The 24,238-nt window shown below is 65.8% G+C and carries 24 protein-coding genes; 4 read left to right on the top strand and 20 right to left on the bottom strand.

Going from position 1 to position 24,238, the window contains the following annotated elements:
* Positions 1 to 66: 66 nt before the first annotated feature.
* The 5 genes from B3T59_RS24055 to B3T59_RS24035 all read right to left on the bottom strand — a co-directional run bounded on the left by B3T59_RS24055 (position 67) and on the right by B3T59_RS24035 (position 5,899).
* Positions 67 to 927: an LLM class F420-dependent oxidoreductase gene (locus B3T59_RS24055; RefSeq protein WP_287005319.1), complete on the bottom strand. Its 861-nt coding sequence runs from the start codon at positions 925 to 927 to the stop codon at positions 67 to 69.
* Positions 928 to 1,001: 74 nt separating this feature from the next.
* The gene (locus B3T59_RS24050) at positions 1,002 to 2,039 is read right to left on the bottom strand and encodes a prenyltransferase (RefSeq protein WP_287005318.1); all 1,038 of its coding nucleotides are present in this window, start codon (positions 2,037 to 2,039) and stop codon (positions 1,002 to 1,004) included.
* Between the two features lie 37 nt (positions 2,040 to 2,076).
* The gene (locus B3T59_RS24045; RefSeq protein ID WP_287005317.1) at positions 2,077 to 2,802 is read right to left on the bottom strand and encodes a class I SAM-dependent methyltransferase; all 726 of its coding nucleotides are present in this window, start codon (positions 2,800 to 2,802) and stop codon (positions 2,077 to 2,079) included.
* Entirely contained in the window at positions 2,789 to 4,099 is a 1,311-nt protein-coding gene (locus B3T59_RS24040) for a glycosyltransferase family 4 protein (RefSeq protein ID WP_287005321.1), read from the bottom strand. The genes B3T59_RS24045 and B3T59_RS24040 overlap by 14 nt, the downstream gene beginning before the upstream one ends.
* A 114-nt stretch (positions 4,100 to 4,213) precedes the next feature.
* Positions 4,214 to 5,899, bottom strand: a complete 1,686-nt coding sequence (locus B3T59_RS24035; protein WP_287005316.1) for an FAD-dependent oxidoreductase — start codon at positions 5,897 to 5,899, stop codon at positions 4,214 to 4,216.
* 136 nt (positions 5,900 to 6,035) lie between these two features.
* Here B3T59_RS24035 and B3T59_RS24030 point away from each other — a divergent pair, with 136 nt between their 5' ends.
* On the top strand, positions 6,036 to 6,926 hold the full coding sequence (locus B3T59_RS24030) for an acyl-[acyl-carrier-protein] thioesterase (RefSeq protein WP_287005315.1): 891 nt from the start codon (positions 6,036 to 6,038) through the stop codon (positions 6,924 to 6,926).
* Here B3T59_RS24030 and B3T59_RS24025 read toward each other — a convergent pair.
* From B3T59_RS24025 to B3T59_RS23970, 12 genes are all read right to left on the bottom strand, one after another.
* Positions 6,912 to 7,268, bottom strand: a complete 357-nt coding sequence (locus tag B3T59_RS24025) for a VOC family protein (RefSeq protein ID WP_064864892.1) — start codon at positions 7,266 to 7,268, stop codon at positions 6,912 to 6,914. The two genes, B3T59_RS24030 and B3T59_RS24025, sit on opposite strands and share 15 nt — an antisense overlap.
* Positions 7,269 to 7,322: 54 nt before the next feature.
* A complete protein-coding gene (locus B3T59_RS24020) occupies positions 7,323 to 8,036 on the bottom strand; it encodes a hypothetical protein (RefSeq protein WP_287005314.1) in 714 nt (237 codons plus the stop codon).
* Between the two features lie 345 nt (positions 8,037 to 8,381).
* Positions 8,382 to 8,936 (bottom strand): DUF3558 domain-containing protein, encoded by a 555-nt coding sequence (locus B3T59_RS24015; RefSeq protein ID WP_287005313.1) that lies wholly within the window; start codon positions 8,934 to 8,936, stop codon positions 8,382 to 8,384.
* Positions 8,933 to 9,829: a DUF3558 family protein gene (locus B3T59_RS24010; protein WP_287005320.1), complete on the bottom strand. Its 897-nt coding sequence runs from the start codon at positions 9,827 to 9,829 to the stop codon at positions 8,933 to 8,935. The genes B3T59_RS24015 and B3T59_RS24010 overlap by 4 nt, the downstream gene beginning before the upstream one ends.
* 71 nt (positions 9,830 to 9,900) lie before the next feature.
* Positions 9,901 to 10,095 carry a hypothetical protein gene (locus B3T59_RS24005; protein WP_005206552.1) on the bottom strand — a complete coding sequence of 65 codons (195 nt, stop codon included), beginning with the start codon at positions 10,093 to 10,095 and terminating at the stop codon, positions 9,901 to 9,903.
* A 208-nt stretch (positions 10,096 to 10,303) separates the two neighbouring features.
* Positions 10,304 to 10,531, bottom strand: a complete 228-nt coding sequence (locus B3T59_RS24000) for a hypothetical protein (RefSeq protein ID WP_064864902.1) — start codon at positions 10,529 to 10,531, stop codon at positions 10,304 to 10,306.
* Positions 10,532 to 10,634: 103 nt separating this feature from the next.
* The gene (locus tag B3T59_RS23995; RefSeq protein ID WP_287005312.1) at positions 10,635 to 12,206 is read right to left on the bottom strand and encodes a hypothetical protein; all 1,572 of its coding nucleotides are present in this window, start codon (positions 12,204 to 12,206) and stop codon (positions 10,635 to 10,637) included.
* Between the two features lie 218 nt (positions 12,207 to 12,424).
* Complete coding sequence (gene atzF, locus B3T59_RS23990) at positions 12,425 to 14,128, bottom strand: allophanate hydrolase (protein WP_287005311.1); 1,704 nt, start codon at positions 14,126 to 14,128, stop codon at positions 12,425 to 12,427.
* Positions 14,125 to 16,179, bottom strand: coding sequence for a 5-oxoprolinase/urea amidolyase family protein (locus tag B3T59_RS23985; RefSeq protein ID WP_064904180.1), 2,055 nt, complete (start codon positions 16,177 to 16,179; stop codon positions 14,125 to 14,127). The genes atzF and B3T59_RS23985 overlap by 4 nt, the downstream gene beginning before the upstream one ends.
* A gap of 26 nt (positions 16,180 to 16,205) precedes the next feature.
* Positions 16,206 to 16,874: an urea amidolyase associated protein UAAP2 gene (locus B3T59_RS23980; RefSeq protein WP_064864915.1), complete on the bottom strand. Its 669-nt coding sequence runs from the start codon at positions 16,872 to 16,874 to the stop codon at positions 16,206 to 16,208.
* Between the two features lie 264 nt (positions 16,875 to 17,138).
* A complete protein-coding gene (locus tag B3T59_RS23975; protein WP_064864919.1) occupies positions 17,139 to 17,990 on the bottom strand; it encodes an urea amidolyase associated protein UAAP1 in 852 nt (283 codons plus the stop codon).
* A gap of 50 nt (positions 17,991 to 18,040) precedes the next feature.
* Positions 18,041 to 19,597, bottom strand: coding sequence for an amino acid permease (locus B3T59_RS23970; RefSeq protein WP_064864922.1), 1,557 nt, complete (start codon positions 19,595 to 19,597; stop codon positions 18,041 to 18,043).
* 263 nt (positions 19,598 to 19,860) lie between these two features.
* Here B3T59_RS23970 and B3T59_RS23965 point away from each other — a divergent pair, with 263 nt between their 5' ends.
* Complete coding sequence (locus B3T59_RS23965; protein WP_064864925.1) at positions 19,861 to 20,508, top strand: TetR/AcrR family transcriptional regulator; 648 nt, start codon at positions 19,861 to 19,863, stop codon at positions 20,506 to 20,508.
* Between the two features lie 115 nt (positions 20,509 to 20,623).
* Here B3T59_RS23965 and B3T59_RS23960 read toward each other — a convergent pair whose 3' ends face one another.
* The gene (locus B3T59_RS23960) at positions 20,624 to 21,100 is read right to left on the bottom strand and encodes a DUF4188 domain-containing protein (protein WP_231895175.1); all 477 of its coding nucleotides are present in this window, start codon (positions 21,098 to 21,100) and stop codon (positions 20,624 to 20,626) included.
* Positions 21,101 to 21,184: 84 nt separating this feature from the next.
* On the opposite strand from B3T59_RS23960, the gene B3T59_RS23955 reads away from it, so the two are divergent.
* Both B3T59_RS23955 and B3T59_RS23950 read left to right on the top strand, forming a co-directional pair.
* Complete coding sequence (locus B3T59_RS23955; protein ID WP_313316408.1) at positions 21,185 to 21,799, top strand: TetR/AcrR family transcriptional regulator; 615 nt, start codon at positions 21,185 to 21,187, stop codon at positions 21,797 to 21,799.
* Positions 21,800 to 21,809: 10 nt separating this feature from the next.
* Positions 21,810 to 22,313, top strand: coding sequence for a MarR family winged helix-turn-helix transcriptional regulator (locus B3T59_RS23950; protein WP_005206543.1), 504 nt, complete (start codon positions 21,810 to 21,812; stop codon positions 22,311 to 22,313).
* Positions 22,314 to 22,378: 65 nt separating this feature from the next.
* Here B3T59_RS23950 and B3T59_RS23945 read toward each other — a convergent pair whose 3' ends face one another.
* Both B3T59_RS23945 and mmsB read right to left on the bottom strand, forming a co-directional pair.
* Positions 22,379 to 23,245, bottom strand: a complete 867-nt coding sequence (locus tag B3T59_RS23945) for a type IV toxin-antitoxin system AbiEi family antitoxin domain-containing protein (RefSeq protein ID WP_287005309.1) — start codon at positions 23,243 to 23,245, stop codon at positions 22,379 to 22,381.
* A 101-nt stretch (positions 23,246 to 23,346) separates the two neighbouring features.
* The gene (gene mmsB, locus B3T59_RS23940) at positions 23,347 to 24,216 is read right to left on the bottom strand and encodes a 3-hydroxyisobutyrate dehydrogenase (RefSeq protein WP_287005308.1); all 870 of its coding nucleotides are present in this window, start codon (positions 24,214 to 24,216) and stop codon (positions 23,347 to 23,349) included.
* Positions 24,217 to 24,238: the final 22 nt, after the last annotated feature.

The following is a 24,238-nucleotide window of genomic DNA, read 5'->3' as shown; positions in this document are numbered from 1 at the left end:
GCAGCTCGATCAACGGTGGGCGGCTCGATCAGCTGGGGCAGCTCGGTCAGCCGCGGGCGAGGCTGATCAGCGGGCCGCGGCGGGGGCGAGGCCAACTTTGCCCGCCAGCTTGGCCAGGTAGGCCGTGGCACGTTCGACGCTGTCGTCGGGCAGCCCGTAGAGCACCGTGGTGACGCCGAGGTCGCGGAACTCCTCGAGACGTTCGGGGATCGGCTTGAAGTCCAGGACGACGATTTGCGGCTCGCCGGAGCGTCCGGCGTCGGCCCAGAGCTGTCGCAGCAGTGCGACGGAACCGGCGATGTCGTCCTCGCCGGGCGTCGTGATCCAGCCGTCGGCGCTGCGCGCGATCCACCTGAAGTTCTTCTCGTTGCCTGCGGCACCGACGAGCGTCGGAATAGCTCCCTGCGGCGGCTTGGGCCACGCCCAGCTCGTGCCGAAATCGACGAACTCGCCGTGATACTCGGCCTCGTCGGCCGTCCACAGCTCGCGCATCGCCTCGAGATACTCCCGAAGCATCGTTCGACGACGCTTCGACGGAACGCCGTGATCGGCGAGCTCGTCGAGGTTCCACCCGAATCCGACGCCGAGAGTCAGCCGACCGTCGGAGATGTGGTCAAGTGTGGCAAGCGTTTTCGCGAGCGAGATGGGATCGGACTGCACCGGCAATGCAACGGCCGTGGCGAGCTTGATACGCGAGGTGACCGCGGCAGCGGCAGCCAGCGTCGTCCACGGGTCGAGGGTGCGCATGTAGCGGTCGTCGGGAAGTGACGAATCGCCGGTCTGCGGATGCGCGGCGTCGCGTCGGGTGGGGATGTGACCGTGCTCGGGAACGAAGTAGGAGGCGAATCCCGCCTCCTCGATGAGCGGTGCGAGCACCTGCGGCTTGAGCCCGCGATCACTGGTGAACTGAACGATCCCGAAATCCATACCGCAAGAATAGGCAGACCACTGGACACCTGTCTAGAACATGTTCTAATTTCTGCGGCACCGAGAACCGGCGCTCAGAGCACTCCCGCCTCGCGGAAGATTCCGTTGGCCTCACTGCTTCTCGTGACCGCGTCGACGGCGAGGACAACCGCCGCCGACGTCCAGCAACTCTTCTCGACCGGCCAGCGCTTGCCGTCGTCGAAGACGAGTCCGGTCCAGTACGAGCCGTCGGGGTCGCGCAGGTGTTGGATCGACGCAATGAGCTTCACGGCGTCCGCGGTATCACCCAGCGCGTCGAGTGCGATTGCCAACTCGCAGGTTTCGGCCCCGGTCACCCAGGGTCGGTGGTCGACGCACCGCGCGCCGAGACCGGGTACGACGAACTCGTCCCAGCGTCGAGCGATCATCTCCTGACCGGCACGGCCGCGCACCGCACCGCCGAGCACCGGGTAGTACCAGTCCATCGAATGCTCGGACGGCTTTTCGAAAACCTCTGGTCGACAAAGAAATGTGTCGCGCAGCGCGGCACGTGCGCGCACCCACTCGTCGTCGGGTTGCTCCACCTCGGCCGCGATGCGCACAGCACAGTCGAGCGCCTGAAAGATGCTGGCATTCCCCGTGATCAGCGCTTCGTCGAACATGGCGCCGGTCGCGTGGTCGCCCGCCCAGCGGAAGGCGCCGTCGGGACGCTGAAAACGCAGGACGAGGTTGATCGCCGACCAGACGACCGGCCACATGCGTTCGAGGAACACGACGTCGCCGGTGATCTGATAGTGATGCCACACGCCGACGGCGATGTAGGCGCAGAAATTGGAGTCGGTGCCGTGGTCGGTCACGACACCCGAGTCGAACCGCAGCGGCCACGATCCGTCGTCGCGTTGCGTGTGCAGACTCCAGGCGTACGCCGCCTCAGCTTCTGCGTGAAACCCGGTGACGCTCAGCGCCATTGCCGATTCGATGTGGTCCCAGGGGTCGGTACGTCCGCCGGGGAACCACGGCAGCGCGCCGGAATCCTCCTGCATGGCGGCGATGGCGGCGCCGGTGGCACGCATCTGCTCACCGGTGACAACACCGGCGATGGCGAGCGCACCGACGTGCGCCTGTGCGGTCATCGACCTGAGGATGGGTCGACGACGCTCGACGTCGGGGTCACGACGCCGCGCTCTCCGGCTTCCGCAGATACAACGCGACCGACTTGCCGATCACAGGGTTGAGAACCTGCTCACCCACGCGGGTGAGAGCCGGTGCCGACATCATGTCCCACACCAACAGCTTGTGGTACGCCTGTACCAGCGAGTTCTTGTTGTTCTCAACGCCCACAGCACATTTGAGCCACCAGTAGGGCGCGTGCAGGGCATGTGCGTGATCGGTTCCGGTCACCTCGAGGCCCGCCGCCCGCAGTTTGTCTGCAAGCTCGGAGGCCTTGTAGATCCGGACGTGACCACCCTCGACCTCGTGGTAGGCGTCCGAAAGCGCCCAGCACACCTTCTCGGGCCAGTACCGCGGCACCGTCACAGCACCGATGCCACCCGGCTTGAGAATGCGTGCCATCTCGGCGATGGCGGCCTCGTCGGACGGGATGTGCTCCAGAATCTCCGACATCAGCACAACGTCGAAGCTGTTGTCTGCGTAGGGAAGTCGCAGAGCGTCGCCGACCTCCGCGCGCGCCTTGGCGTCGGCGGGGACCTGCCCCTCTGCCATCATCGCGTCGAACATCTCGGCCACGTCGGCCATGTCGCTCTCGGACTGGTCGAACGCGATGACATCTGCACCACGACGGAACATCTCGAACGAGTGCCTGCCCTGCCCCGCACCGATGTCGATCACCTTCGTGTGCGACCCGACACCCAATCGGTCGAAATCAACTGTGAGCATGACTCCCCTTCTCCGAATCCATCGTTACCCCACGCGGTTTCGCGCCCTCACGATCCACCCGCGCGAGCACCGTCTCGTAATGCGCCGCCGTCTTCGCCGCAACGGCAGCCCAGCTATAGCGATCTTCGACCCGCTCACGCGCGGCCACACCCATTGCGGCACGGGCGGATTCGTCGTCGAGCAAGGCTCCGATGGCCTGCGCGAGTCGCTCGGAATCGCGTGGAGGCACCAGCGTAGCCGACCGGCCGTCGGTGCCGACGACCTCGGGGATCGCGCCCGCGTGCGTGGCGACGAGCGGCGTGCCGCAGCTCATGGCCTCCACGGCAGGTAGCGAGAATCCCTCGTACAGCGACGGCACGCAGGCAACCTCAGCCGACGCGAGCAGCTCCGCCATCTCCGAATCCTCGAGCCCGGACACCACGCGTACTCGCGACGAAATGGCGAGGTCGTCGATCATCTTCGCCGACGGTCCGTCGGGGTCGAGCTTGGAGACCAGCGTGAGCTCGACGTCACGCTCAGCACTCAGCTTGGCGATCGCCTCCAGCAGATACGACACGCCCTTGAGAGGGGCGTCGGCGCTGGCGACGCAGACCACGCGCCCCGGCACACGCGCCTGCGCGGCCTCGGGACGGAAGATCGCGGTGTCGACGCCGAGCGGGATGGTCGTGATCCGACCGGCCTCGATGTCGAAGGCCTTCCGGATGTCGACCTCGCTGCTCCGCGAGACCGTCAACAACTCCGGAATGCGACGCGAGACCCGACCCTGCATCCGCAGGAACGAATGCCACCGCCACGCGCTGACCTTGCGCCATCCCTTGGCCGCCTTGACCGCCAACGAACGATCACGCGTGATCGGATGGTGGATCGTCGCGATCAACGGATAGCCCTGCTTCTGGATCTGCAGCAGGCCGTAGCCGAGGCACTGGTTGTCGTGCACGATGTCGAAGTCGTCACGACGGTCGGCGAGCAGCCGCGCGACACGAAGGCTGAACGTCAGCGGCTCGCCGAAGCTCGCCGTCCACATCGCGCCCACCTCGAGGACGTCGATCCAGTCGCGGAACTCACTGGGCCGCGGAGTACGGAACGGGTCGGGTTCGTCGTAGAGACCGAGGCTCGGGACCTTGGTGAGCGTGACGCCTGCGTCTATCGCCGACTGGTCGAGCTCGGGATACGGCTGTCCCGAGAAGATCTCGACCTGATGCCCCAGCAGCGCCAATTCCCTGCTGAGATGGCGTACATAGACGCCTTGCCCACCGCAATGCGGCTTGCTGCGATACGACAGTAATGCCACGCGCACCTTGTGGTTCCACCTCTCCATTCACGGACCTTCGACGGCCCGATGCTGCTGCACGGCTCGCCGGCCAATCGACGACCGAGTGGTCTGACGACACGGGCCGAATCGGCACCGCCCTCACGATCGCGATTCTGCGGCCTCTCGGGACGCCGACTCGAGATCACCGATATGCACCAGTTTCACACGACGACGCCCAGCCGACTTGCCTGCGCTGCGTTCGGTGGCGTCGATGTTCTTCCATCCGGCGAGGTCGATGCGATGTGCGCCGTGGTCGGCCACCAGGTCGGCGACGTCATCCGCCGAGGTAGAGGACTGCGGCAGGACGCCCGCGACGAAGTCGGCGATCACCGATTCCGCGGTCTCCTGCCCGCACAGTCGGTTACGTCCGATGCCGCCGGTCGCACCGCGCTTGATCCATCCGGTCACGTACAGACCCCTGACGATCTCGCCGTCGACGCTCGACTGCACCCTGCCCTCGACGTTGGGCACCACGCAGCGCACCTCGTCGAACGGAACGTCGTTGATGGGCACGCCGCGATAGCCGATCGCACGCAATACGAGCCCGGTCTCGAGATCGAAGCCGTCGTCGGTTGGCACGATCGCGACGTTCTCACCGGCCTCGGTGTACACGTTGCGCACGGCGTGCAGTGCCTCGGCCTTCCCGTCGCCGGTCAGCTCGGTCGGTGAAGTCATGAAGCGGAAGACGATCCGCTTGTTGCCTTCGGTGGTCGGGCGTGCCGCGAATTCCTGCGCGAGCCGCAGTTTGGTCGCGATCGTCGAATCCAACTCATCGTCGGATTGTGCGGCCTCCGACACCGGGTCGAGCGTGAGCTCGGCCGGATCGATGATCACGTCCACACCGTCGACCTCACCCAGCGCGAGGAACTCGCTGTTGGTGTAGGCGGCCTGTGCGATTCCGCGTCGCGCGAGGAGCACAACCTCGCGGATGTTCGACTCGCGCAACGCGGCGAGGGCGTGATCGGCGATGTCGGTCTTCGCGAGATCGTCGGGATCGGTCACCAGTATGCGTGCGACGTCGAGCGCGACGTTGCCGTTGCCGACGACGACAGCGCGCTCCCCGGACAGGTCGAAGGTGAGGTCGGCGAAGTCGGGGTGGCCGTTGTACCAGGCGACGAATTCGGTGCCCGACACCGAACCGGACAGCCCCTCGCCGGGGATGCCGAGCCGCTTGTCGGTCGGCGCCCCGACGGCATAGATGACCGCGTTGTAGCGGGCGGTCAGTTCGTCGTGGCTGATGTGCTTGCCGACCTCGACGTTGAGGAAGTAGCGAAAATTGCGCTTGGCCGAGGTCGCCGCGAAGGTCGACTCGACACCCTTGGTTGCAGCGTGGTCGGGGGCGACCCCCGCGCGCACCAATCCGTATGGCGTCGGCAGACGGTCGAACATGTCGACCGAGATCTGCGGTTTGCGGACCAGTTCCTCCGCGGCATAGAACGCGGCAGGTCCGGCGCCGACGATGGCGACACGGACGTCTCCTTCGGGCAGCTTGGGGGCCTTCTTCGGGGGAACCAGACCACCTTCGACGTCGTGGTCCTTGTAGTAGTCGGCGTTGATCTGCAGGTAAGGCTCGTCGCGCTCCTCGAGCTGATCGTCGGGGATGATGGCCTCGACGGGGCATTCGTCGATACATGCCCCGCAGTCGATGCAGGTGTCCGGGTCGATGTAGAGGCTCTCGGCGGTGAAGAAGGTGGGCTCGTCGGGCGTCGGGTGGATACAGTTGACCGGGCACACCGCGACGCAGCTCGCATCGTTACAACAGGGGCGTGTGATCACATGGGCCATCGGCGCTGTCCTCGAAGTTCAACACGTAGAACGTGTTCTAGTTTTGTGGTGACTGTATCTTAACGACCGGTCCGTGAGCTACCCGATCGTAACCACAGCGTGTGAGCCAGCCGACACCGCCAACAGAGGACATCTATTGACCCGCGACAACAGCCAGGCCACCGGCACAGCCCTCCCCGAGCGCAAGGAGGGTGCGCGCTTCTTCGAGGCGACCTACCGCGTACGCACCGGCGACGTCGACCAGGACATGCGCGTGCGGCTTGACGCCGTCGCCCGGTACCTGCAGGACATCGCCAACGACAACATCGAAGCGACCGATCTCGGCGACTCAGACCCGTTCTGGATCGTGCGGCGAACCGTCGTCGACGTCATCGAGCCGATCTCGTGGCCTGCGACCGTCACAGCACAGCGGTGGTGCGGGTCACTCTCGACACGGTGGACCAACATGCGCGTGCGGCTGACCGCCGAGCACGAGACCAACCGGTTCAACCCCGAACCGCGCAAGTCGGGATTGATCGAGACCGAGGCGTTCTGGATCAACGTCAACGACCAGGGGATGCCGTCACGAATCTCCGACGACGCGTTCGAGCTGTTGTCGTCGATGACCGACGAGCACCGACTCCGCTGGAAGTCGATGAACCCGGAGAAGGCTCCCGACGCCGAGGGGGCGTCGGCCGACGACCGCGAACACGTGTTGCGCAGCACCGACTTCGATCCGTTCAAGCACCTCAACAACGCCGCGTACCTCGAGGCCGTCGAGGACGAACTCGTCGAGCACCTCGACCTGATCGACGGACCGCACCGGCTGGTGATCGAGTACCTGCGTCCGATCGTCCCCGGCACGCCGATCACGTTGCGGCGCGTCCGGGAGCCGCAGCGACTTCTGCTGTGGATGCTCATTCCCGGCGACGACGGCGAGCACCAGGTCGCGGCAACCGTATCGGTGACGAAGCGCCCAGCAGACCAGGTGGCCGGCGATCAGGAAGTCGGCGGTCAGGCCGTGGCGGATGAGTCAGTGACCGCCTGACACGCAGAACTCGTTACCCGCGGGATCGGTCAGCGTGGTCCACCCGAACCCGCCACCAGGGATCTCCCGGTCGCCGAGCTTGGTGGCTCCGTTCGCGACGAGAGTGTCGACGATGGCCGGATAGTCGGGCGACGCGAGGTCGAGGTGGATGCGATTCTTGCCGGGCGTCGGGTCGTCGACTTTCTGAAAACCGATCGCGGGCCCGCCGTCGCGAAGTGCGACGACGACGAAGAATCCGTCATTCTCCGCGACGATCGTGCCGCCGAGATTGGTCGCCCACCAATTGGCGAGCGTGGTTGGATCGAGCGTGTCGACCGTGATCATGGCTACCGAGAGAGTCATGGACTCACCCTAGCCACGATTCGGGCGATAGTCGAACATACGTTTGCCTTGTGTTCACCCGGCGAGGTGTACGTCAAGCAGGGCGCCGGTCTCCGACGCGACCACCAGCGCACGCGTATCCGAGGGTTGCACAGCGACGGCCGTCGCCGGCGCGCCGAGTGCGATGGTGCACCGCGCGCCCGTCCGCACATCGACGAGGGCGAGCGAGCCGAGCGTCGACGTGACGGCCACCGTGTGCGGATCCAGTGCGGTGAGGTCATCGAGCAAGCCGGGCAGTGGAGCCGTGAGGTCGGCGACGACCCGAATCGAGCCGGGATCGTCGAGCGGTAGTGCGACGACGCGGCCCGTCCGGCTTGCCGTGAAGGTCAGGTAGAGGTCGTTGCCGATGGCCACCGCGCCATTGGGGCTGATCCCATTGACAGCCGGCGACGCGGTGAGCGCGGCGCGGGCTCTATCCGTCCATTGCTGGTCGATGGCGCCACCCGGCGCGATCCTAACCACGCCGCGCACACTGTCGACGACATATCCGAACCCGCGCGCATCGAAAGCCAGACCGTTGGGCATCGCGAACCCTCGTGCGTAGACCGTCGGATTCGGTTGCGGCGCAAGCGGATCAAACTTCACGACGACGCCGTTGCGTTCGGCGCCGAACGACAATTGGTCGCCGGAGTTCACATACAGGTCGCCGCCAGGACTCATGCGCAGCGCGCCCGGCGCCCGCACCGGGACGGTCGCGGTGCGTCGGCCGGACCGGTCGTAGCGCTCCACCGAATTCCCGTAGAGACGTGAGACCCACAGGTTGCCCGAGTGATCGAACGTGAGGTTCTCAGCCCACCCCGTCGGAGACGGCGAGGCAGTCCTGGTGGTGACTGTCGCGCCGGCGCATCGGTTGCTCGGGGCCGCGTCGGCAACCGACCCGACCCCTACGATCGCAAGCGCCGCCAGCGCTGGAACGCATACCGCACGGAGGATTGGAAACCCGGAGTGTCCCATGGGCATAGATCATGCCCCGGCGCGCGCTGTAGTGCCCGGCAGCGACTATTGGCCACCGTCGCGGCAGCGACTATTGGCCACCGTCGCGGCAGCGACTATTGGCCACCGTCGCGGCAGCGACTATTGGCCACCGTTGAGGAGTAGCTCCATCAGCTTTGTCGGAGCGGTGCACGGGTCTGCCGCTGCGGCGCCGCCGATCGGTTCGACCCAGAACGTGTAGACGCCGCGGGTCGGCGCGCGGGTGGTCACACCGCACACAGCCGGGCGCTTGGGGTCGCGTTGTGTGAACGCCGCCTGACTCACGATCCGGACGTTCTCGGTGGTGTAGCCGAGCCGCTTGGCGGTGTCCTTCTCGACGTTGAAGTCGCCCCATTCGAACCAGTTGAACGTGACATTCGCGGTGACCGGCCCGTCGACGATCCACCGGCAGATCGCGCCGTTGAAGGTGCCCCGTGCCGATGTCCCGCCGACCGCCTTGGCGAGCTGGGCGGTTGAGAGCACCTGGCATTCGAGGGTCAGCTTGTCGAACCGGTCGGTGTCGACGTTGCCTGATTGATCGGCGTTGGCCTGCTCGGACGACACCGCCTGACCGTCGATGGTGCAGCCCGACAGCGCTCCGACAAGCAGTGCCAGAGCGACAAGCAGTGGCACGACGACGCGTCGCAGGCGCCTCATGATGCACGCTCGATCGACATCGTGGACAGTTGGCGCGTGGCGTCGCAGATCTGTTCGGTGTCGGGACCCTGCGCGTTCAGTGATGACGTCCCGGCGCTCACCGACCACTCGAAGAAGTCGGCGCCGAAAGCGATGCCGATCTCGCAGATGCCCGTGTCGGAGGCGATGAATCCCTTGTGGCCGTTGATCTCTATGTCTTTGGTCGACTCGCGGGAGAGTTGCTCGGTGGCGCGCTCACGTCCGATCGGTGATCCGCGATACCAGTTGAACGATGCCACCGGCCCGGTGCGATCGACGCTCGACGACCACTCACACACCGACGAATTGTTCACCGTGTTGGTCAGCGTTCCCAGCTTTGCGAGGCTGTTGACCTCCTCCGTGGTCACGCCTCCGCATTCACCGAAGAACGGACCCGACCCCGCCTTGGCCGGCGGCGCCGCAGCGTTGCCGTTGCTGTTGCCTCCCGAATCGTCGGAATCCGATGAGCACGCACTACCGATCAGCGCGATCACCACCGCCAACGACACGAGGAAGCCCCCGCGCATCAGCTTGTCGATCTCGCGTCGCTCGCGTTTCGTCGGCCGACCGGCACCACGATCGCGTCGTGGCTGACTCGCCAGGATCTCCTTGGCCGGCGGCGGTGGACTCTTGTCGATGTAGCAGGCCGACGCCGCGGCGGGCGAGACTCGCTTGGTGATCACCTGGGTCACCTCGACGATGCGTTCTCGACCACCCAACCTCAGCCGCACCTCGTCGCCGACGCTGACGTGCTGCGCGGGCTTCGCGGTCGCTCCGTTGACCCGAACGTGGCCACCTCGGCATGCGTCACCCGCAGCCGAACGTGTTTTTGTGAGCCGGATGGCCCAGATATAGGCGTCGACGCGTGCGCTCAACGTCGGGGCCTCGTTGCCCACGAGTGAACGTCACCCGTCCGCAGTCGTTCTCGCACCGGTTTATGCCCTGCTCACTTCTGTCGCGTCAGCATGTAGTACCCGCCCGCCACCATGACGACGCCGAGCACGATCGCCAGAAACCAGTTGGCGAAGAACCCCACCAGGAGGAAGACCACGATGCCTGGCGAGATCGCCACGAGGCTCATCCCCGGATGCTCGCGCACCACCTGTGAGACTGCCTTGCTCTTTGCGGGATCGATCGCCATGACTTCCTCCTAGCGCGCGCCGCCGTCGGCCGCTGGACTCCGATGAGAGAGCGGTCGGCGACACCATTGGGGCGAACCTGCGTCGGTGGCTCCACTGTAGCCAATCGGGCTCTGGGAGCTATCGGCGTTTCAGGGTCAACGCGCAGCATTTCTGGGCGCCGCATTTCCGGGCCGCCCCCGGCTCTTTCGGCCCGCGGTGGTTCTGGGGTCAGTCGTCGCGCCTGGGTGGTTCCACCTCGTCGACGTCAAGGTGCTGGTCGACGTAGTCCGCGCTCGGAACGTCGTCGGATTGTGGTGGTTCGACGCCCGCGAGCGGGTCAACGAATTCGTCGAGCGGCGCATCGTCGGCAAGCGATTCGCCCGGCTCGTCGTCGAGTGGCGCTTCGGGGTCGACGACGCCGTCGGGCAGGTCTTCGCCTGAGATCGGTTCGCTCATTGTCGTCTCCTCGCGTCGAGTGATCGGCCTCTTCCGTTGTAACAAACGCCTCAGTTCGTGCGGAAGGAACAGGCCGATCTCGTGGCGCGGAGCCGGGCCGGTACTACTGACTGCTCGCGGCGTTATCGGTCGAGTGCGCTGACTCCGACGAAGTCCCGGTGTCGTGTGTGTGGGTATCGGTGGTGTCGGTTGCGCCCTCGGTACTCGCGACGCCGTTGGACGCCGTGCCGGCTGGGCTCCCGGTGCCATCCGTCGAACGATGCTTACCGACGTAGTCATCGAGCGAGCGGTGTCTGCCCACGTACCCTGATGCGCTGGAATCGCGCGAATCTCTCTGCGCGGCAACGGCTGTCGATTTCGGTACTGATGTAGCGTCGACTTGTTTTGTCGCCGTGTCGGTTTCGGTCGTTGCCCTCGGTGCGTCAGCGGTGCTCGACGCCGCGGTCGTGTCGGTGTCGGTGTCCGCGGGAGCGATGGTCTCGCTGGCGTTGGCACGCAGAGCGCTCACCGACGATGAGGCCGTCGACCTGCTGACGGCGCTGGTAGACCCGTCGAACGGACCCAACGACGGCACCCCGAACGGGAACGTGATTTCGGGGATGTCGACGGTCGGGAGCAACTGCGCGGTGTCGACGTCGGCGAGGGTGACCACGGGAAGTCCCAGATGGTTCGGCTTGACCTTGCCGTTGACCGTCACCGTCGGATTGAACGTCACCGACGAGCCGAGCCAGTGCACCACGATGGGCGCCTGCGTGCCGTAATCGCTTGTGAGCGTGAACAACACGGGCAGACCGTACGCATCCGTCCGGTCGCCCCCGACGGTGAGCCTGGTGAAGTCCTTGCTGAGAGTAGGAGTCTCCCCCTCCAGCAGGTCGCTGATCACGTCCGCGAAAACGCCGGCCGGATCCGAGAGCACCGCGGTCGGGTCGGTGAGCGCGAACTGAACCTCGGGAGTCGACAGCTTGTGCTTGGACGCATCGAGCTCGGAGTAGCGGAAATCGAATGTTCCCAGGACATTGCTACAGGCGCCCACGCCTTCGGCGTAGGCAGCGGTCAACCCTCCGTAGCAGCCAACAGACTTCACGCCCGGGATGCTGGTCAATCGCAGTCCGTTGTGCCACGCCGTGACATCCGTGGCATCCGTCGTCCATGCGTTCGCCATTCCGAGCACGGCGAACGACCAGGCAGTGCGTCCATCTGTGGCTCCCGCTGTCGCGAGACTCACCGGCAGGTAGGCGATCGCCGTCGCCTTGCCTTCGCGGCCCGCCAAAGCGAACTCGTATCCCGACCCCTTGACGACGGCAGACCCATGCGCCGTGTTGGCGCTGCTGGGAATCACCGAAATCTCGTCGGGCAGGACAACTGCGACACCCAGCTTTGTCGCATCCTCGCAGTTGGCGCTTCCCTTCGTCCCGCCGGTGGCGCAGACGTCGATGTTCCACGTGCCCGCGACCGCTCCGGCCCCATCGACAATCGAGTTGACGATGTCGTCGGCGACCGCGGCCTCCGCGTGCCCCGCCCCGACCGTCTGCCCGAAGCCGAGCGTGGTTGCGGCGGCGACCGCCACGGCGCCGGCTGCGGCGCGCTGACCGGCCTTGCGCTTGCGGCGTCGATCCTGTTTCTCCGCTCGACGAACTCCACCGCGCCGCGCACCGTTCACCGCCGATTGAGCCATGTGGCTTACCCCTCCGAGACATCCGCCCGAGTACCGTCCCCGAGCTAGGAGGATTGAATCACCACAGTTCACCCAGAGCGGACGATTTCAGTAAAACGCTCGAATGCTGACCGTGTTGGGGAGTCCACTCAACGTCTTGCCAGAATGCGCCGGGAGAGAACATCTTTCAGCGCACGACCGTTCACAATTTAGCGCCGCGAACGTCCGCTCGTCGGCGATCACCACCGCGTGCGCTCGAGCGGGCGGCCCGATTCCCCGGCCTGAGCGTCACATCCGAATCCGACCACCCAGTCGCCGTCGGCGAGCTCGACCTTGCCGAGCATCATCGGCTGCGGCAGCGCGGCGAGGAACTCCCCGACGGCGGTCGGCGACAGCACCCAGCTCTCCCCCTCGATGACCCGCCCCGCATCGACGTCGCGAATCAATCCGGGCTTGGGCGGCGTCGTGTCCAGTGCCACAAGGCGATACGACGACGCAGTGCGTACTTCCCTACCCCAGCGCGCGCCACGACCGCTGAGCTCGTGCGTCAGCGGTCCACCCGCCATATGTGCACCGAATACGGCCAGCTCGACCGATGGCGCGACACGCTCGGGCCACGTCGGCATGGTCAATGATGCGCTATCACGAGTGTTGGTCGCCGAAACCCGCAGTCGCCGAGCAAGATTGATGAGAACGGCGTCCTCGTGTGCACCCGCGAGGAGCGTGATGCCGAACTGGGATTCGGTTCCGTCGGCCTCGTCGACGACGCCTGCCGGGACCGCCAGCCCGCACAGGTCGAACAGATTGCAGAAGTTGGTGTAGGTACCCATCCGACTGTTGACGCCGATCGGGTCTGCGGCGACCTCGTCGATTCGTGGATGGAACGGCGCCGTCGGCACCATCAGTGCTGTCGCATCGCCCCACTGGTCCATCGCCAGCGCCCTGAGTTCTGCGAGTCGACGTCGAGCACGGAGCAGATCGACCGCGGTGTAGCCGGATGCCTTCGACACGATCTGCGCCACAACGGGATCGAGACCGACCTTGTTGGAATCGGCTGAGTTGTCGGAATCGGCTGCGCTGTCGATGAACTCACCGACGGCGTCGTATCGCTGAGAAACGAGGGCGTCGTCGTAGAGCAGTCGTGCCGCGGCGAGGAAGGGCGTGAGGTCGACGGTCTTGATCGTGAAACCAGCAGCCTCGGCCGCGGCCACTGCATCGCTGAAGGCGACGCGCCAGCCGTCGTCGAGTTCGGGGAGTTCGGCGGGCACCGCAATGATCGGGGCCTCGGGCGCTGCGAACCTGGTTGCACTGTCAAAAGATCGCTCGCCATTTGCCTCTGCCATCACTCCGGTGGCCAGGTTCGCAAGCTCGAAATCGGCGGAAAAGATCGTCGGGACGTCGTAGTCGGCACACGCGGGCACGATCCCGACGGTGGAGATCGCACCGACGGTCGGCTTCACGCCGACGATCCCCTGCAGACCCGCCGGGACACGACCCGACCCGGCGGTGTCGGTACCGATCGCGATGTCGGCGAAACCGAGTGCGACGGCAACCGCCGACCCGGAACTCGACCCGCCGGAGATTCGATCAGCTCGCCGCGAATCACGCACGGCGCCATAGGGACTGCGGGTTCCGACGAGGCCGGTGGCGAACTGGTCGAGGTTGGTCTTTCCGATGACGACCGCACCCGCCTTGCGCAGCGCGGCAACAGTGGGCGCATCCGCGTCGGGCACGTAGGCGTAGCCGGGACATGCTGCCGTCGTGGGCAATCCCGCGACGTCGACGTTGTCCTTGACGGCGAGGGTCATCCCGGCCAGCGATCCACCGCTCGCCAGAGACTGCTGGTAGTCGCGTGCGACGTCGGCCTGCGGACGAAGCGTGATGAACACTTCCGGCCGATCGGCGTCGCGGATCGCGGCGTAGATATCGTCGATCTTCGTCATGCGACCTTCCCCTTCGGATTGGAGTTGCCGGCCTCGTTCTGCTCGGTCGTCGTGAACTCTCCTGCCAGAGACCATCGTTCACGCTCTTCGGCTCGCGCGTACTCCATCGTCGAGCGGGATGCGGCGATGGCGTCGGCGTTGTCGGCGAGGAAGCGCTCGTGTTCTGCCAGCGAGAAGGTGCCTTCGGTGATGCGCACGCTGTCGCCGCGGCCAGCCGCGACGTCGGCCCGCATGTCCAGCAGTTCGTCGGCGCCGACCGGGTACCACTTGATGCGGTCGAAGAAGCGCAGCAGCCAGGGATGTTCGGGATCGAATCCCGGAGCCTGCTGCGGATAGCGATGGTTCCAGACCTGCGTCGTGCGGCCGACGAACTGGTAGCCGCCGGGCCCCTCCATACCGTAGATGCAGAGGTAGGCACCCCCGATGCCGACAGCGTTCTCGGGGGTCCAGGTACGTGCCGGGTTGTACTTCGTGGTGACCAGTCGATGCCGCGGATCGAGCGGAACCGCCACGGGCGCACCGAGGTACACGTCTCCGAGACCGAGAACGAGGTAGTCGGCGTCGAACACGATCCGGTGTACGTCGTCGACCGAGTCGAGACCATTCATCCGTCGGATGAACTCGATGTTCCACGGACACCAGGGAGCATCGGAGCGGACGCCGAGCATGTACCGTTCGATCGCCTCACGCGTGGCTGGATCATCCCACGACAGCGGCAGATGCACTGTGCGGCTGGGTACCACGAGTTCCGACGCTGCCGGGAGCTGACTCTCACACTCGATGAGCCAGTCCCGCATGGCGTGCTGCGACCACTTCGTCGGATCTGCTTTCACCTGAAGCGATCTGATTCCGGGTGTCAGGTCGACAAGGCCCGCGGGGTTCTCCGCTTCAATCCGCTCGGCGAGCGCATGCACGCGGGCACGAAGCGCGAGGTCGAGGCGCATCTCGCCGTACTCGACGAGGATGTTGTCGTCGCCGCTGCGGCGGTAGGTCACCGATGTGGTGCCGTCGGCCGTCGTCGTGGTTCCCAGAATTCCGCTGTCGGGATCGCCTCCGCGAGAAAGGACATCGACGAAGCTCGCTCTGCGTGCGAGACCCAGTTCTGCGGGCGACGCCGCCTCTGCCGCCTTGACCGCGACGAACCGCACCGTGTCACCGGGCTTGAGCTGCCCCAGCTTCCATCGCTCCGCCGCCGTCACCGTCACCGGACAGACGAACCCGCCGAGACTCGGTCCGTCGGGGCCGAGCAGGATCGGGGTGTCGCCGGTGAAGTCCAGTGCTCCAACCGAATACGCGTTGTCGTGGATATTCGACGGATGCAGCCCCGCCTCGCCGCCGTCGGTCCGTGCCCACTGCGGTTTGGGGCCGACCAGGCGAATCCCCGTGCGGTCGGAGTTGAAGTGCACCTGATAGTCGGTGCCCATGATCTCGGCGATGTCGGTAGGAGTGAAGAACTCCGGGGCCGAGTGCGGTCCGACCGTCACCCCGAGCTGCCATGCGTTCGTGAACGCCGGCTGCTCCTCGGTGAGAATCCGCGTCGAGTTCACGGTCGGGAGACCCGCCCGCGCCAGAATGTCACCGTCGGAAAGGACGCGACCGTCGAGTCCGCCGAACTTGCCCATCGTGAACGTCGAACGGCTGCCCAAATACTCCTCCGCCTCGACACCCTCGGAGATCGCGATGTACACGCGCAGTCCGAGGGAACCCACGGCTCCGATGTCGAGCACGCCGCCCGCGGGCACCGTGAGTGGGACCCATTGGGGCACAACGACTCCGTCGAGAGTCAACTGGACCGGGGCGCCGGTCACGGCAACAGTTGCCGACGTCGAGAAACGCAGGCGTGGTCCGAGCATCGTCACCTCGAGTCCCGCGGCATCGACCGGATTTCCGACGGCCATGTTGGCCAACCTGAAGGACAGGTCGTCCATCGGACCCGACGGCGGGACACCGACCTTCCAGTAGCCGACGCGGCCAGGCCAATCCTGGATGGTGGTCATGGGTCCGGCGCGCAGCACCTCGATGCCGTCGAACTGTGTTGTCTGGCTGTTCATCTCGTCTCCTGGCGGTCGGTACTCGGTCAGCCCCGCGGCCGCGTGACGATCACGCGGACGGCAGTCGGGTCGAATCCGTTGCAGGGGTTGTTGATCTGGGGGCAGTTGGACACGAGCACGAGAGTGTCGACTTCGGCGCGCAGCGCGAGGCGCTTGCCGGGCGCGGACAGGCCGTCGACGATCCCGAGTGCGCCGTCGGGGTCGACGGGCACGTTCATGAAGAAGTTGACGTTGCCGACGAGATCCCGCTTGCCGAGGCCGTGTCGTGAGCCACCGATGAGGAAGTTCTCGACGCACGCGTGCTGGTGCTTGGTGTGATGGCCGTAGCGCAGCGTGTTGGACTCCTGCGAGCACGCGCCGCCGAGGGTGTCGTGATTGCCGACCTCGTCGGCGACGATCGTCATCATCGGCTGCGACTCCTGGTCGCGGATCACCGTGCCGGTGGTCAGGAAGATGTTCCCCTGCGCGGCAATGGTTGTCTGCGCCGAGTAGCGGACCGAGTGGTCGTGGCCGCCGAAGAACAGCGTGTCGACGGCCTGGTTGCCGTGGAGGTCGACGATGGTCGCAACATCGCCCGCGGCAACGACTTCCGACCAGGGAGCGCGCTCAGCGACGATGCCGTCGTAGATGACGTCGCCGGGCACGAGCGCGAGGTCGGCCGCCGGGGCGGTGGTGGGGTTGATCGTGGTGGTCATCAGTGGTCCTTGCGTTCGGATGTGTGTAGTTCGGGGATGGGTGGTGGTTTCGACACGCCGCTCGTTCCTCGCGGCTGCTCAACCAGCGAGAAACGGCTCGTTCCTCGTGGCTGCTCAACGGTTCCGCTGGTTGAGCCGGGCGCGAGCACCTTCCGCTGGTTGAGCCGGGCGCGAGCGCAGCGAGCACCCGAGTCGAAACCACTGGCATCCGCTGGTTGAGCCGGGCGCGAGCGCAGCGAGCACCCGAGTCGAAACCACTCGCCGTCAGAAGCGCGCTGCGCCGTAGACGTCTTCGCTGTTGGCCACGGCGCGCTGGTATTCGGGGTCGCGGTCGGCCACGCCGGCGAGCAGAGCATCGAGGTCGTCGGTGGCACGCCACGCGAGCACCTCGAGGGGCCCCGAGCGGAAGTCCGCGCTTGGGTCGAGCGGGTGTGCGGTGTTGGCGATTGCCACGATGCACGGCAGGTGCAGAAGCAGGTCGACGCTCTTGTCAGCGCCCGCGCTCCCCTGGAACTCGAACGATCCCTCGTCGTCGACCTTCACTCCCTCGAAGAGCGAGAGCGACGGCGCCACATCGGTGGGCGTCAAGCCGTTCTTGGCCGCGGCCAGCTTGAGAAGCTCACGCCCCGCGGGAGTCGTCGAATATGCCTCTCCGTGGCCGTATTTGGCGGCATTGTCGGCGAGTGTGGTTGTGCCCGTGAGCGCGTCGTGGTGCCCACTGGTGTCGTCGACGATGGTGGCGAGCACCCTGCCCTGATCGCTCAGCAGGGGGTGGCCGGTGGTGAGGTAGGCCTGCCAGGGCACCTTGACGGTGTCGGCGACGTTGAGGCGTTCCCACGGGGCGTCGACGCGCCACAGGAGCAGGTGTGCGCACGCGTCACCGGTGATGTCGCGCAATCGGATTCGGGTCCCGCGGGCGAGCACCTTGGTGGTGTACCTGCCGCCGGGAACCGTCTCTGCCCAGGTGAGCGTCGACGAATCAACGTCGGTGATCGTCGTCGGCCAGTCGGTGGCGGGCACCACGGGCATGGAGTCGGTGATGGCGCCGGCCTGCGAGCGCGCGTGGGCTTTGGCGCCTGCGGTCGAGGCAGTCGAGGTAGTTGTCGAGTTGGTCATGATGACCCCTTCCGGGAATGTGTCGATGAATGTGCCGTCGCAAGAAGCGATCACACGGGTGCGGTAACCGGCTTGGGATGCGCTTTGCCGCGCGGGTAGCACGCGATGCCCACCAGAACCGTGGCCACGATGCAGATGGGGCCGGCCCACCGCAGGATCGGCATCTCCCCGGTCGGGTCGAAGACCTCGGCGCGCGGCCACGCCAGATTGATCACCATGAGCGACCCATAGGCGACGGCGAGCAGGTTGACCACGATGCCAAACGGTCCGAGCCCGAACAGCTTCTTGCCCTCGGCGTCGACCTGCACGCCTCCGGAGGGCCAGCCCTTGAAGCGGCGGTAGAGCATCGGGGCGGTCACCGCGAGGTACGCGAGGTAGATCAGGATGATGCAGACACTCGCGAGTGTGGCGAAGATTGCCGAGTTGCCGACGTTGACGACCAGGATAGCGATGCACAGCACACCGATGAGGATCGACGGCAGAATCGGTGTCCCGGTTCGGCTGTTGACATAAGCGAGTCTGGCCGAGAACGGAAGTCGTCCGTCACGCGCCATCGAGAACATCAGCCGCGAGCACGCCGTCTGGATGGCAAGGGTGCAGATGAAGATGGCCACCGCGACGTCGCACAACAGCACCTTGCCCCAGAAACCGCCGAGGACCGAGTCGAGTACGTACGGCAGACCGCCCGTCGCGAGTTCGTCGTCGAGTGTCGGCGCGGCCATCAACGCACCGAGAAGCATGAGTCCGCCGCCGATCGCCGACACGGTCAGTGCCATTCGGATGGTGCGCGGCGCGACGCGGCGCGGGTTGCGGGTTTCCTCGGCAAGTTCGCCCGCCGAGCCGAATCCGACCATCACGTAGGCAGCCATGAGACCGGAAACGATGAACGCCCAGATGTAACCCGGTTGCTGTCCCGGCGCGCCGGTGTCGAAGACGACTCCCGGCCCACGCTTGGCGTGAGTGAACAAGGCGAGCACCACCGCGACGACACCCACCAGTTCACAGGTGACACCGATGCTGTTGACCCGGCTCATCCACCTGACGCCGATGCAGTTGATCGCGGTCACAGCGATCAACAGGACCGAGCCGAGCAGGACGGCGTTCGCCGCGCCCGACGTGGAGGTGAGGGTGGGGTCGTCGCCGAGGATCTGGAAGCCGCTCCACACACTGGGCAGCACCACCTGCAGCGCAATGGCCGCAGCCGAGGCGGTGACAATCTGAGCGATCATCATGAACCAGCCACCGAACCAGCCGATGACCTCGCCGCCCATCCTGCGCGACCACTGATAGATCGCCCCGGAGATCGGATACCGCGCAGCGATCTCAGCAAAGCAGAGCGCAACGAGGAACTGACCCGCGTAGACGATCGGCCAGGTCCAGAAGAAGGCGGGGCCGCCGAAGCCGAAACCAAGTCCGAAGAGCTGGAAGATCGTCGTCAGGATCGAGACGAAGGAGAACCCCGCCGCGAACGAGGCGAACTTGCCGAGCGAACGGTGCAGTTGTTGGTCGTAGCCGAACTCTGAGAGATCGTCGGCGTCGGCGCCTGATGTCGGGGTGGGAGCCACTGTGAATGTCGAATCCGCGGGCGGTTGTGCGGTGGAGGTCATCGATCCAGTCCTTTGCGGTGAGGCTCCACATTGAGCGGGTTTATCTGCCAGTTGATAGATAACGCCTGTGCTTTTTCTATCGGGTGACAGATATGTTGCCGGGATGGAAACTCACGCTACGAGCGTGTTACGCGGCCCAGGTCACTTCACTTCCGCGCAGCGCGGACCGCGTTTGACCGCGAGATTCCCGTGATTTGGGCGGACTAGACTTGATGACGAACTTGCCGCAACCCACGCCCCAGCACGAATGAAAGAGCGTCCGAATGAGCACTGCGTCCCGGTCGGGCCGAGTGGCGGCAGGCCCCGGCCGACCGCGCCTCGTCGAACAACGCAGACGGGGAGCCACCGCGCGTGAGGAAATCCTCGACGCCGCAGCCGAACTCTTCTGCCGCCACGGTTACACGGGGACGTCGACGCGCATGATCGCCGAGGCCGTCGGCATCCGCCAGGCATCGATGTATCACTACTTCAAGAACAAGGACGACATCCTCGCCGCGCTACTCGACGCCACCGTCGTCGGATCTCTCGAGCGCGCAAGAGAACTGCTCGACGACGACCGCGCCCCCCTCGACCGACTCCTCGACCTCGCCCGGTTCGACGCCGCACAACTCGTCGACGAGCGCTGGAACCTCGGTTCGCTGTACCTACTTCCGGAGGTGGGCGACGACCGCTACGCCCAATTCCGCACAGCGCGAAGCGAACTCGCCTCCGCCTACGAAACACTCGCCGCCGCCGTGCTCGACGACCCCTCAGACACCCGCAGCCTGCTCCCCTTCCGCCTCGTCGAATCGATGATCATGCTCCGCTCCGACGAACAGCGCGACGAACTCGACGGCCGCACCGCCGCCGACCTCGTCGACACGATTGTGGGCGCGATCGAGATGCTGCTCACGCACCGAAGCGGCGCCTGACGTTCACGAGCGTGGGCGCGATCGAGATGCTGCTCACGCACCGAAGCGGCGCCTGACGTTCACGACCGTGGGCGCGATCGACATGCCGCTCACGCACAGGAGCCGCGCCTGAAGTTCACGACCGTGGGCATGTGTTGGGTCGACGCGCATTCTCGGCGAGCCGGCCCCGCGCACTCGCGTGCGGACCATCAATCGGTCTGCCGCCGATGGCCTTGGCCAGACCCCACGGCGGCATCGCGTAGCTGATCGTCTCGTGATCACCGATGACGTAGGTCTCGTGCCAGATTCCGACGTCGTCTCGTCCACGGACAGTGGAATTGAACCACCGCCACGCCGGTAGATGCGGGGCAGCAGCATCGGCGGCGAAAGCCTGCAACGCTTCGGGAGACCGCCAGTAGGACAGCACCATCGGCGAGGGTCCGAGATACAACCGATAGAGCAGCATTCCAGAATCTCGGCGTCTACTCAGGTAGAGCAACATCCGGGGCATCGCGAAGAAGACGTACAACCACGACTTGAGCCTCAATGGATGGTTCACGCGCATGCCGATGAGGAACAGCGAAGTACCCTCCGGCGGCGGCATGTTGGTCATTCGCGAGATCTTGTGAGTCTTCGGCATGGTCGTCCCCTGTTTCGTAACGGTGTTACGAAACGATGTTATGAAACAATGAGCGGCATGGCAAGACCCAAAGTGCACACCGCAGATCTGCGCAGACGACTCCTCGACGTCGCCGTGGCCATCACCACGTCCGACGGATTCGGCGCGTTGACCGTCCGGACCGTCGCGCAGGCTGCCGGGACGTCGACCACCGCGGTCTACTCACTGTTCGGCAGCATGGCGGACCTGCAACTGGGCGTAGTCATTCGCGCGTTCAAGAGCTTCGCGTCGGCGCAGGAGTCGGTCGGATCGTCGGCCGATCCCGACCACGACATCGCAGGCCTCGGCATCATGTATGTGCAATGGGCACTGGATAATCCGCGGCTCTTCGAGGTCATGTTCTCCCCCACCGCCTCGGGACTGACACCCACACCGGAGTTCGAGCAGAGCGCCGCGCGCGCGATGACTCCCCTGGCCGACGCCGTGCAGCGTGCCGTCGACTCGGGCCGGTACAAACCGGGCGAACCGTCGACGATCGTCGTATCGCTGTGGTCGAGTGTGCACGGACTCGCCCAACTGCTGCTGGCAGGCCTGGTCCCACCCGACGCCGACCCGGCCCGGGCTGCCCTTGCAACACTCCACGGTTGGCGAGCAACGCCCGGGACGTCACCAGAGGGTGGGGACGACCGATAGGCTGACGTCCATGGCAGGGCACAGCATGGAGTTCGACCCGATCGCCGAGGCGAAGGCCAATTGGACCTCGGCCGGGTGGGGCGACGTCGCAGACGGGATGGTCGCGGTGACGTCCGTGATGCGAGCCCACCAGATCCTGCTGGCCCGCGTCGAATCAGCGCTCCGCCCATACGATCTCACCTTCTCGCGCTACGAATTGCTTCGGCTGCTTGCTTTTTCACGCAACGGTGCGCTCCCCATCACCAAAGCCAGCGACCGCCTGCAGGTGCACGTCACCAGCGTCACCCATGCGATTCGACGCCTCGAGGAGGCGCAACTCGTTCGACGTCTCCCCCACCCCACCGACGGTCGCACCACGCTCGTCGAGATCACCGACCTGGGCCGCTCGACGGTCGAGGACGCGACGTCGACTCTCAACCGCGAGGTGTTCGCCGACGTCGGCATGCCCCCCGAACACATCGCAGGACTCGTCGACGCGATCCACGAACTGCGCCACAACGCGGGTGACTTCTGAGCGCAATGACGGGCCGACCATCCGTTCGGGTTATCGACCGGATTCCGGCACAAAAGCCGTACGGATCACGCGGCAGTCTTTTGCAGTTCGGCCATGATCGACTCGAGTACGTGTTCGGGCCGCTCGATCAGGTCGGCCCACGTGAAGTTCAGCACCGTCCACCCCTTGGCGATCAGGGCGTTGCGGCGAGTCCGATCGTGCTGGAAAGCCTTGGCGTCGCGGTGGAAAGCGAAGCCGTCGACCTCGACGGCAAGCATCGCTGCAGGAAAGGCGAAGTCGATCTCGTAGTCGCCCTCGGCCAGGCCCGCCACCCAGGCAACGCCGAGTTGTTCGAGCAGCGGAGCGAGGATGCGCTCGACCGCTGACCGGGTACCGTCTCCGAGCAGATCGAGGTAGGTGCTGACGACCGCGCCGCCATGCCGTTTCGGGTAGCGACCATGCGCGTCGCGCAAACCCTGCAGTGTGACCCGTTTCGTGAGTAACCCTCGATCGAGCACGTCGATACCTCGCTCGATGGCAGCATCAACCAGTGACAGCTCGACCGACGTAGCCCGGAGGCCGTCTTTACTCACGACGTCCACGTCGTCGAGTCGTCGGAACCGCGGCATGGCCGTCGACGACCGTCGTGTGTGTGTTCCGCGATGGCCGGTCAGGACGAGTTGCTTGGTTGGTGGCGATGCCTCGATTCCGTGCCACCAGGCCGCGGCCACCCCGGCGAGGACGGCGTCGGGACCAATAGAATGCACCGCAATCCTCGCCTGCGCGCGGTCTGACCGGAAGTGTCCCGCGACCAGGAACACGCCGCGGGCGACCCGCGTCCACCGCGCTGCCTTGACGTGACGCGCTATCGCGGACCGCGTCACACCGCACTGCAGAGCCAGCTCCGTCGTGATGACCCCGTCGTGGCGCACGATGGCTTCGTTGATGTCCATGCGGTCTTTGACGTCTCGGGCCCGTCGTGGGTTCCGATGAACTCGTGTCCAGCCATCAGTTCGGGCTTTGTGCCGGATTCCGGCACAAAGCCCGAACAGATTCAGCGCAATGTCGTGATGATCGCCGAGAAGTCCAGGTCGGAGTGCTGTTCGGCGAAGGTGCGGTACAGCGCGGCGGCGTGCTCGCCCAGGGGTGCGCGCGACCCGGTGTCGGCGATGGCGTCGAGCGCGAGGCCGAGGTCCTTGTTCATCAGCGCGGTGGCGAATCCCGGCTTGAAGTCGTTGTTCGCGGGCGACGTCGGCTGCGGGCCCGGGACCGGACAGTTCGTCTCGATGGCCCAGCAGTTTCCGGTCGCGCCGGTGACCACGTCGTAGAGCGCGTCGTCGGAGAGCCCGAGTTTCTCGGCCAGCACGAACGCCTCGCCGACCGCGATCTGCTGGACGGCGAGCAGCATGTTGTTGCACACCTTGGCCGCCTGACCCGCTCCGGAGTCGCCGCAGTGAATGATCTTGCCCGCCATCGGTTCCAGCGTCGGCCGTGCCGCGACGAACACTTCCTCGGTGCCGCCGACCATGAACGCCAGCGTGCCGCCGACCGCGCCTTTCACGCCGCCCGAGACCGGGGCGTCGACCTGCGCAAACCCGTGATCTGCTGCGCGCGAATTTATCTCGCGCGCGTCGGCGACGGAGATCGTCGAACTGTCGATGAGCAGCGCGCCCGTGGCGGTGGCCGGCAGGATCTCGTCGTAGAGCTTCTTGACGATGGCTCCGCTCGGGAGCATCGTGATCACGACCTCGGCGATGGCGACCGCCTCGACCGCAGTCGGAAAGGTCTGCACGCCTGCGGCTTCGGCGGTTTTGACCGCTTCGGGGACGGGGTCGTAACCGTGCACGGTGTGTCCGGCCTTGACGAGGTTGGCGGCCATGGGGCCGCCCATGTTGCCGAGTCCGAGAAAGGCAATCGTCGTCATTGTCGATTCTCCCTGTGTTGAA

Source organism: Gordonia sp. UBA7860 (genome assembly GCF_002500165.1).
GTDB classification, from domain to species: domain Bacteria; phylum Actinomycetota; class Actinomycetes; order Mycobacteriales; family Mycobacteriaceae; genus Gordonia; species Gordonia sputi.
The sequence above is the reverse complement of the archived record's forward strand: the minus strand, read 5'-3'. Positions and strand labels throughout refer to the sequence as shown.

What these genes read in the sequence shown, in the direction of transcription:
- B3T59_RS24055 (WP_287005319.1), bottom strand. Translation starts at nt 927, where the DNA reads ATGGATTTCGGGATCGTTCAGTTCACCAGTGATCGCGGGCTCAAGCCG.
- B3T59_RS24050 (WP_287005318.1), bottom strand. Translation starts at nt 2,039, where the DNA reads ATGACCGCACAGGCGCACGTCGGTGCGCTCGCCATCGCCGGTGTTGTC.
- B3T59_RS24045 (WP_287005317.1), bottom strand. Translation starts at nt 2,802, where the DNA reads ATGCTCACAGTTGATTTCGACCGATTGGGTGTCGGGTCGCACACGAAG.
- B3T59_RS24035 (WP_287005316.1), bottom strand. Translation starts at nt 5,899, where the DNA reads ATGGCCCATGTGATCACACGCCCCTGTTGTAACGATGCGAGCTGCGTC.
- B3T59_RS24025 (WP_064864892.1), bottom strand. Translation starts at nt 7,268, where the DNA reads ATGACTCTCTCGGTAGCCATGATCACGGTCGACACGCTCGATCCAACC.
- B3T59_RS24015 (WP_287005313.1), bottom strand. Translation starts at nt 8,936, where the DNA reads ATGAGGCGCCTGCGACGCGTCGTCGTGCCACTGCTTGTCGCTCTGGCA.
- B3T59_RS24005 (WP_005206552.1), bottom strand. Translation starts at nt 10,095, where the DNA reads ATGGCGATCGATCCCGCAAAGAGCAAGGCAGTCTCACAGGTGGTGCGC.
- B3T59_RS24000 (WP_064864902.1), bottom strand. Translation starts at nt 10,531, where the DNA reads ATGAGCGAACCGATCTCAGGCGAAGACCTGCCCGACGGCGTCGTCGAC.
- B3T59_RS23995 (WP_287005312.1), bottom strand. Translation starts at nt 12,206, where the DNA reads ATGGCTCAATCGGCGGTGAACGGTGCGCGGCGCGGTGGAGTTCGTCGA.
- atzF (WP_287005311.1), bottom strand. Translation starts at nt 14,128, where the DNA reads ATGACGAAGATCGACGATATCTACGCCGCGATCCGCGACGCCGATCGG.
- B3T59_RS23985 (WP_064904180.1), bottom strand. Translation starts at nt 16,179, where the DNA reads ATGAACAGCCAGACAACACAGTTCGACGGCATCGAGGTGCTGCGCGCC.
- B3T59_RS23980 (WP_064864915.1), bottom strand. Translation starts at nt 16,874, where the DNA reads ATGACCACCACGATCAACCCCACCACCGCCCCGGCGGCCGACCTCGCG.
- B3T59_RS23975 (WP_064864919.1), bottom strand. Translation starts at nt 17,990, where the DNA reads ATGACCAACTCGACAACTACCTCGACTGCCTCGACCGCAGGCGCCAAA.
- B3T59_RS23970 (WP_064864922.1), bottom strand. Translation starts at nt 19,597, where the DNA reads ATGACCTCCACCGCACAACCGCCCGCGGATTCGACATTCACAGTGGCT.
- B3T59_RS23965 (WP_064864925.1), top strand. Translation starts at nt 19,861, where the DNA reads ATGAGCACTGCGTCCCGGTCGGGCCGAGTGGCGGCAGGCCCCGGCCGA.
- B3T59_RS23960 (WP_231895175.1), bottom strand. Translation starts at nt 21,100, where the DNA reads ATGACCAACATGCCGCCGCCGGAGGGTACTTCGCTGTTCCTCATCGGC.
- B3T59_RS23955 (WP_313316408.1), top strand. Translation starts at nt 21,185, where the DNA reads ATGGCAAGACCCAAAGTGCACACCGCAGATCTGCGCAGACGACTCCTC.
- B3T59_RS23950 (WP_005206543.1), top strand. Translation starts at nt 21,810, where the DNA reads ATGGCAGGGCACAGCATGGAGTTCGACCCGATCGCCGAGGCGAAGGCC.
- B3T59_RS23945 (WP_287005309.1), bottom strand. Translation starts at nt 23,245, where the DNA reads ATGGACATCAACGAAGCCATCGTGCGCCACGACGGGGTCATCACGACG.
- mmsB (WP_287005308.1), bottom strand. Translation starts at nt 24,216, where the DNA reads ATGACGACGATTGCCTTTCTCGGACTCGGCAACATGGGCGGCCCCATG.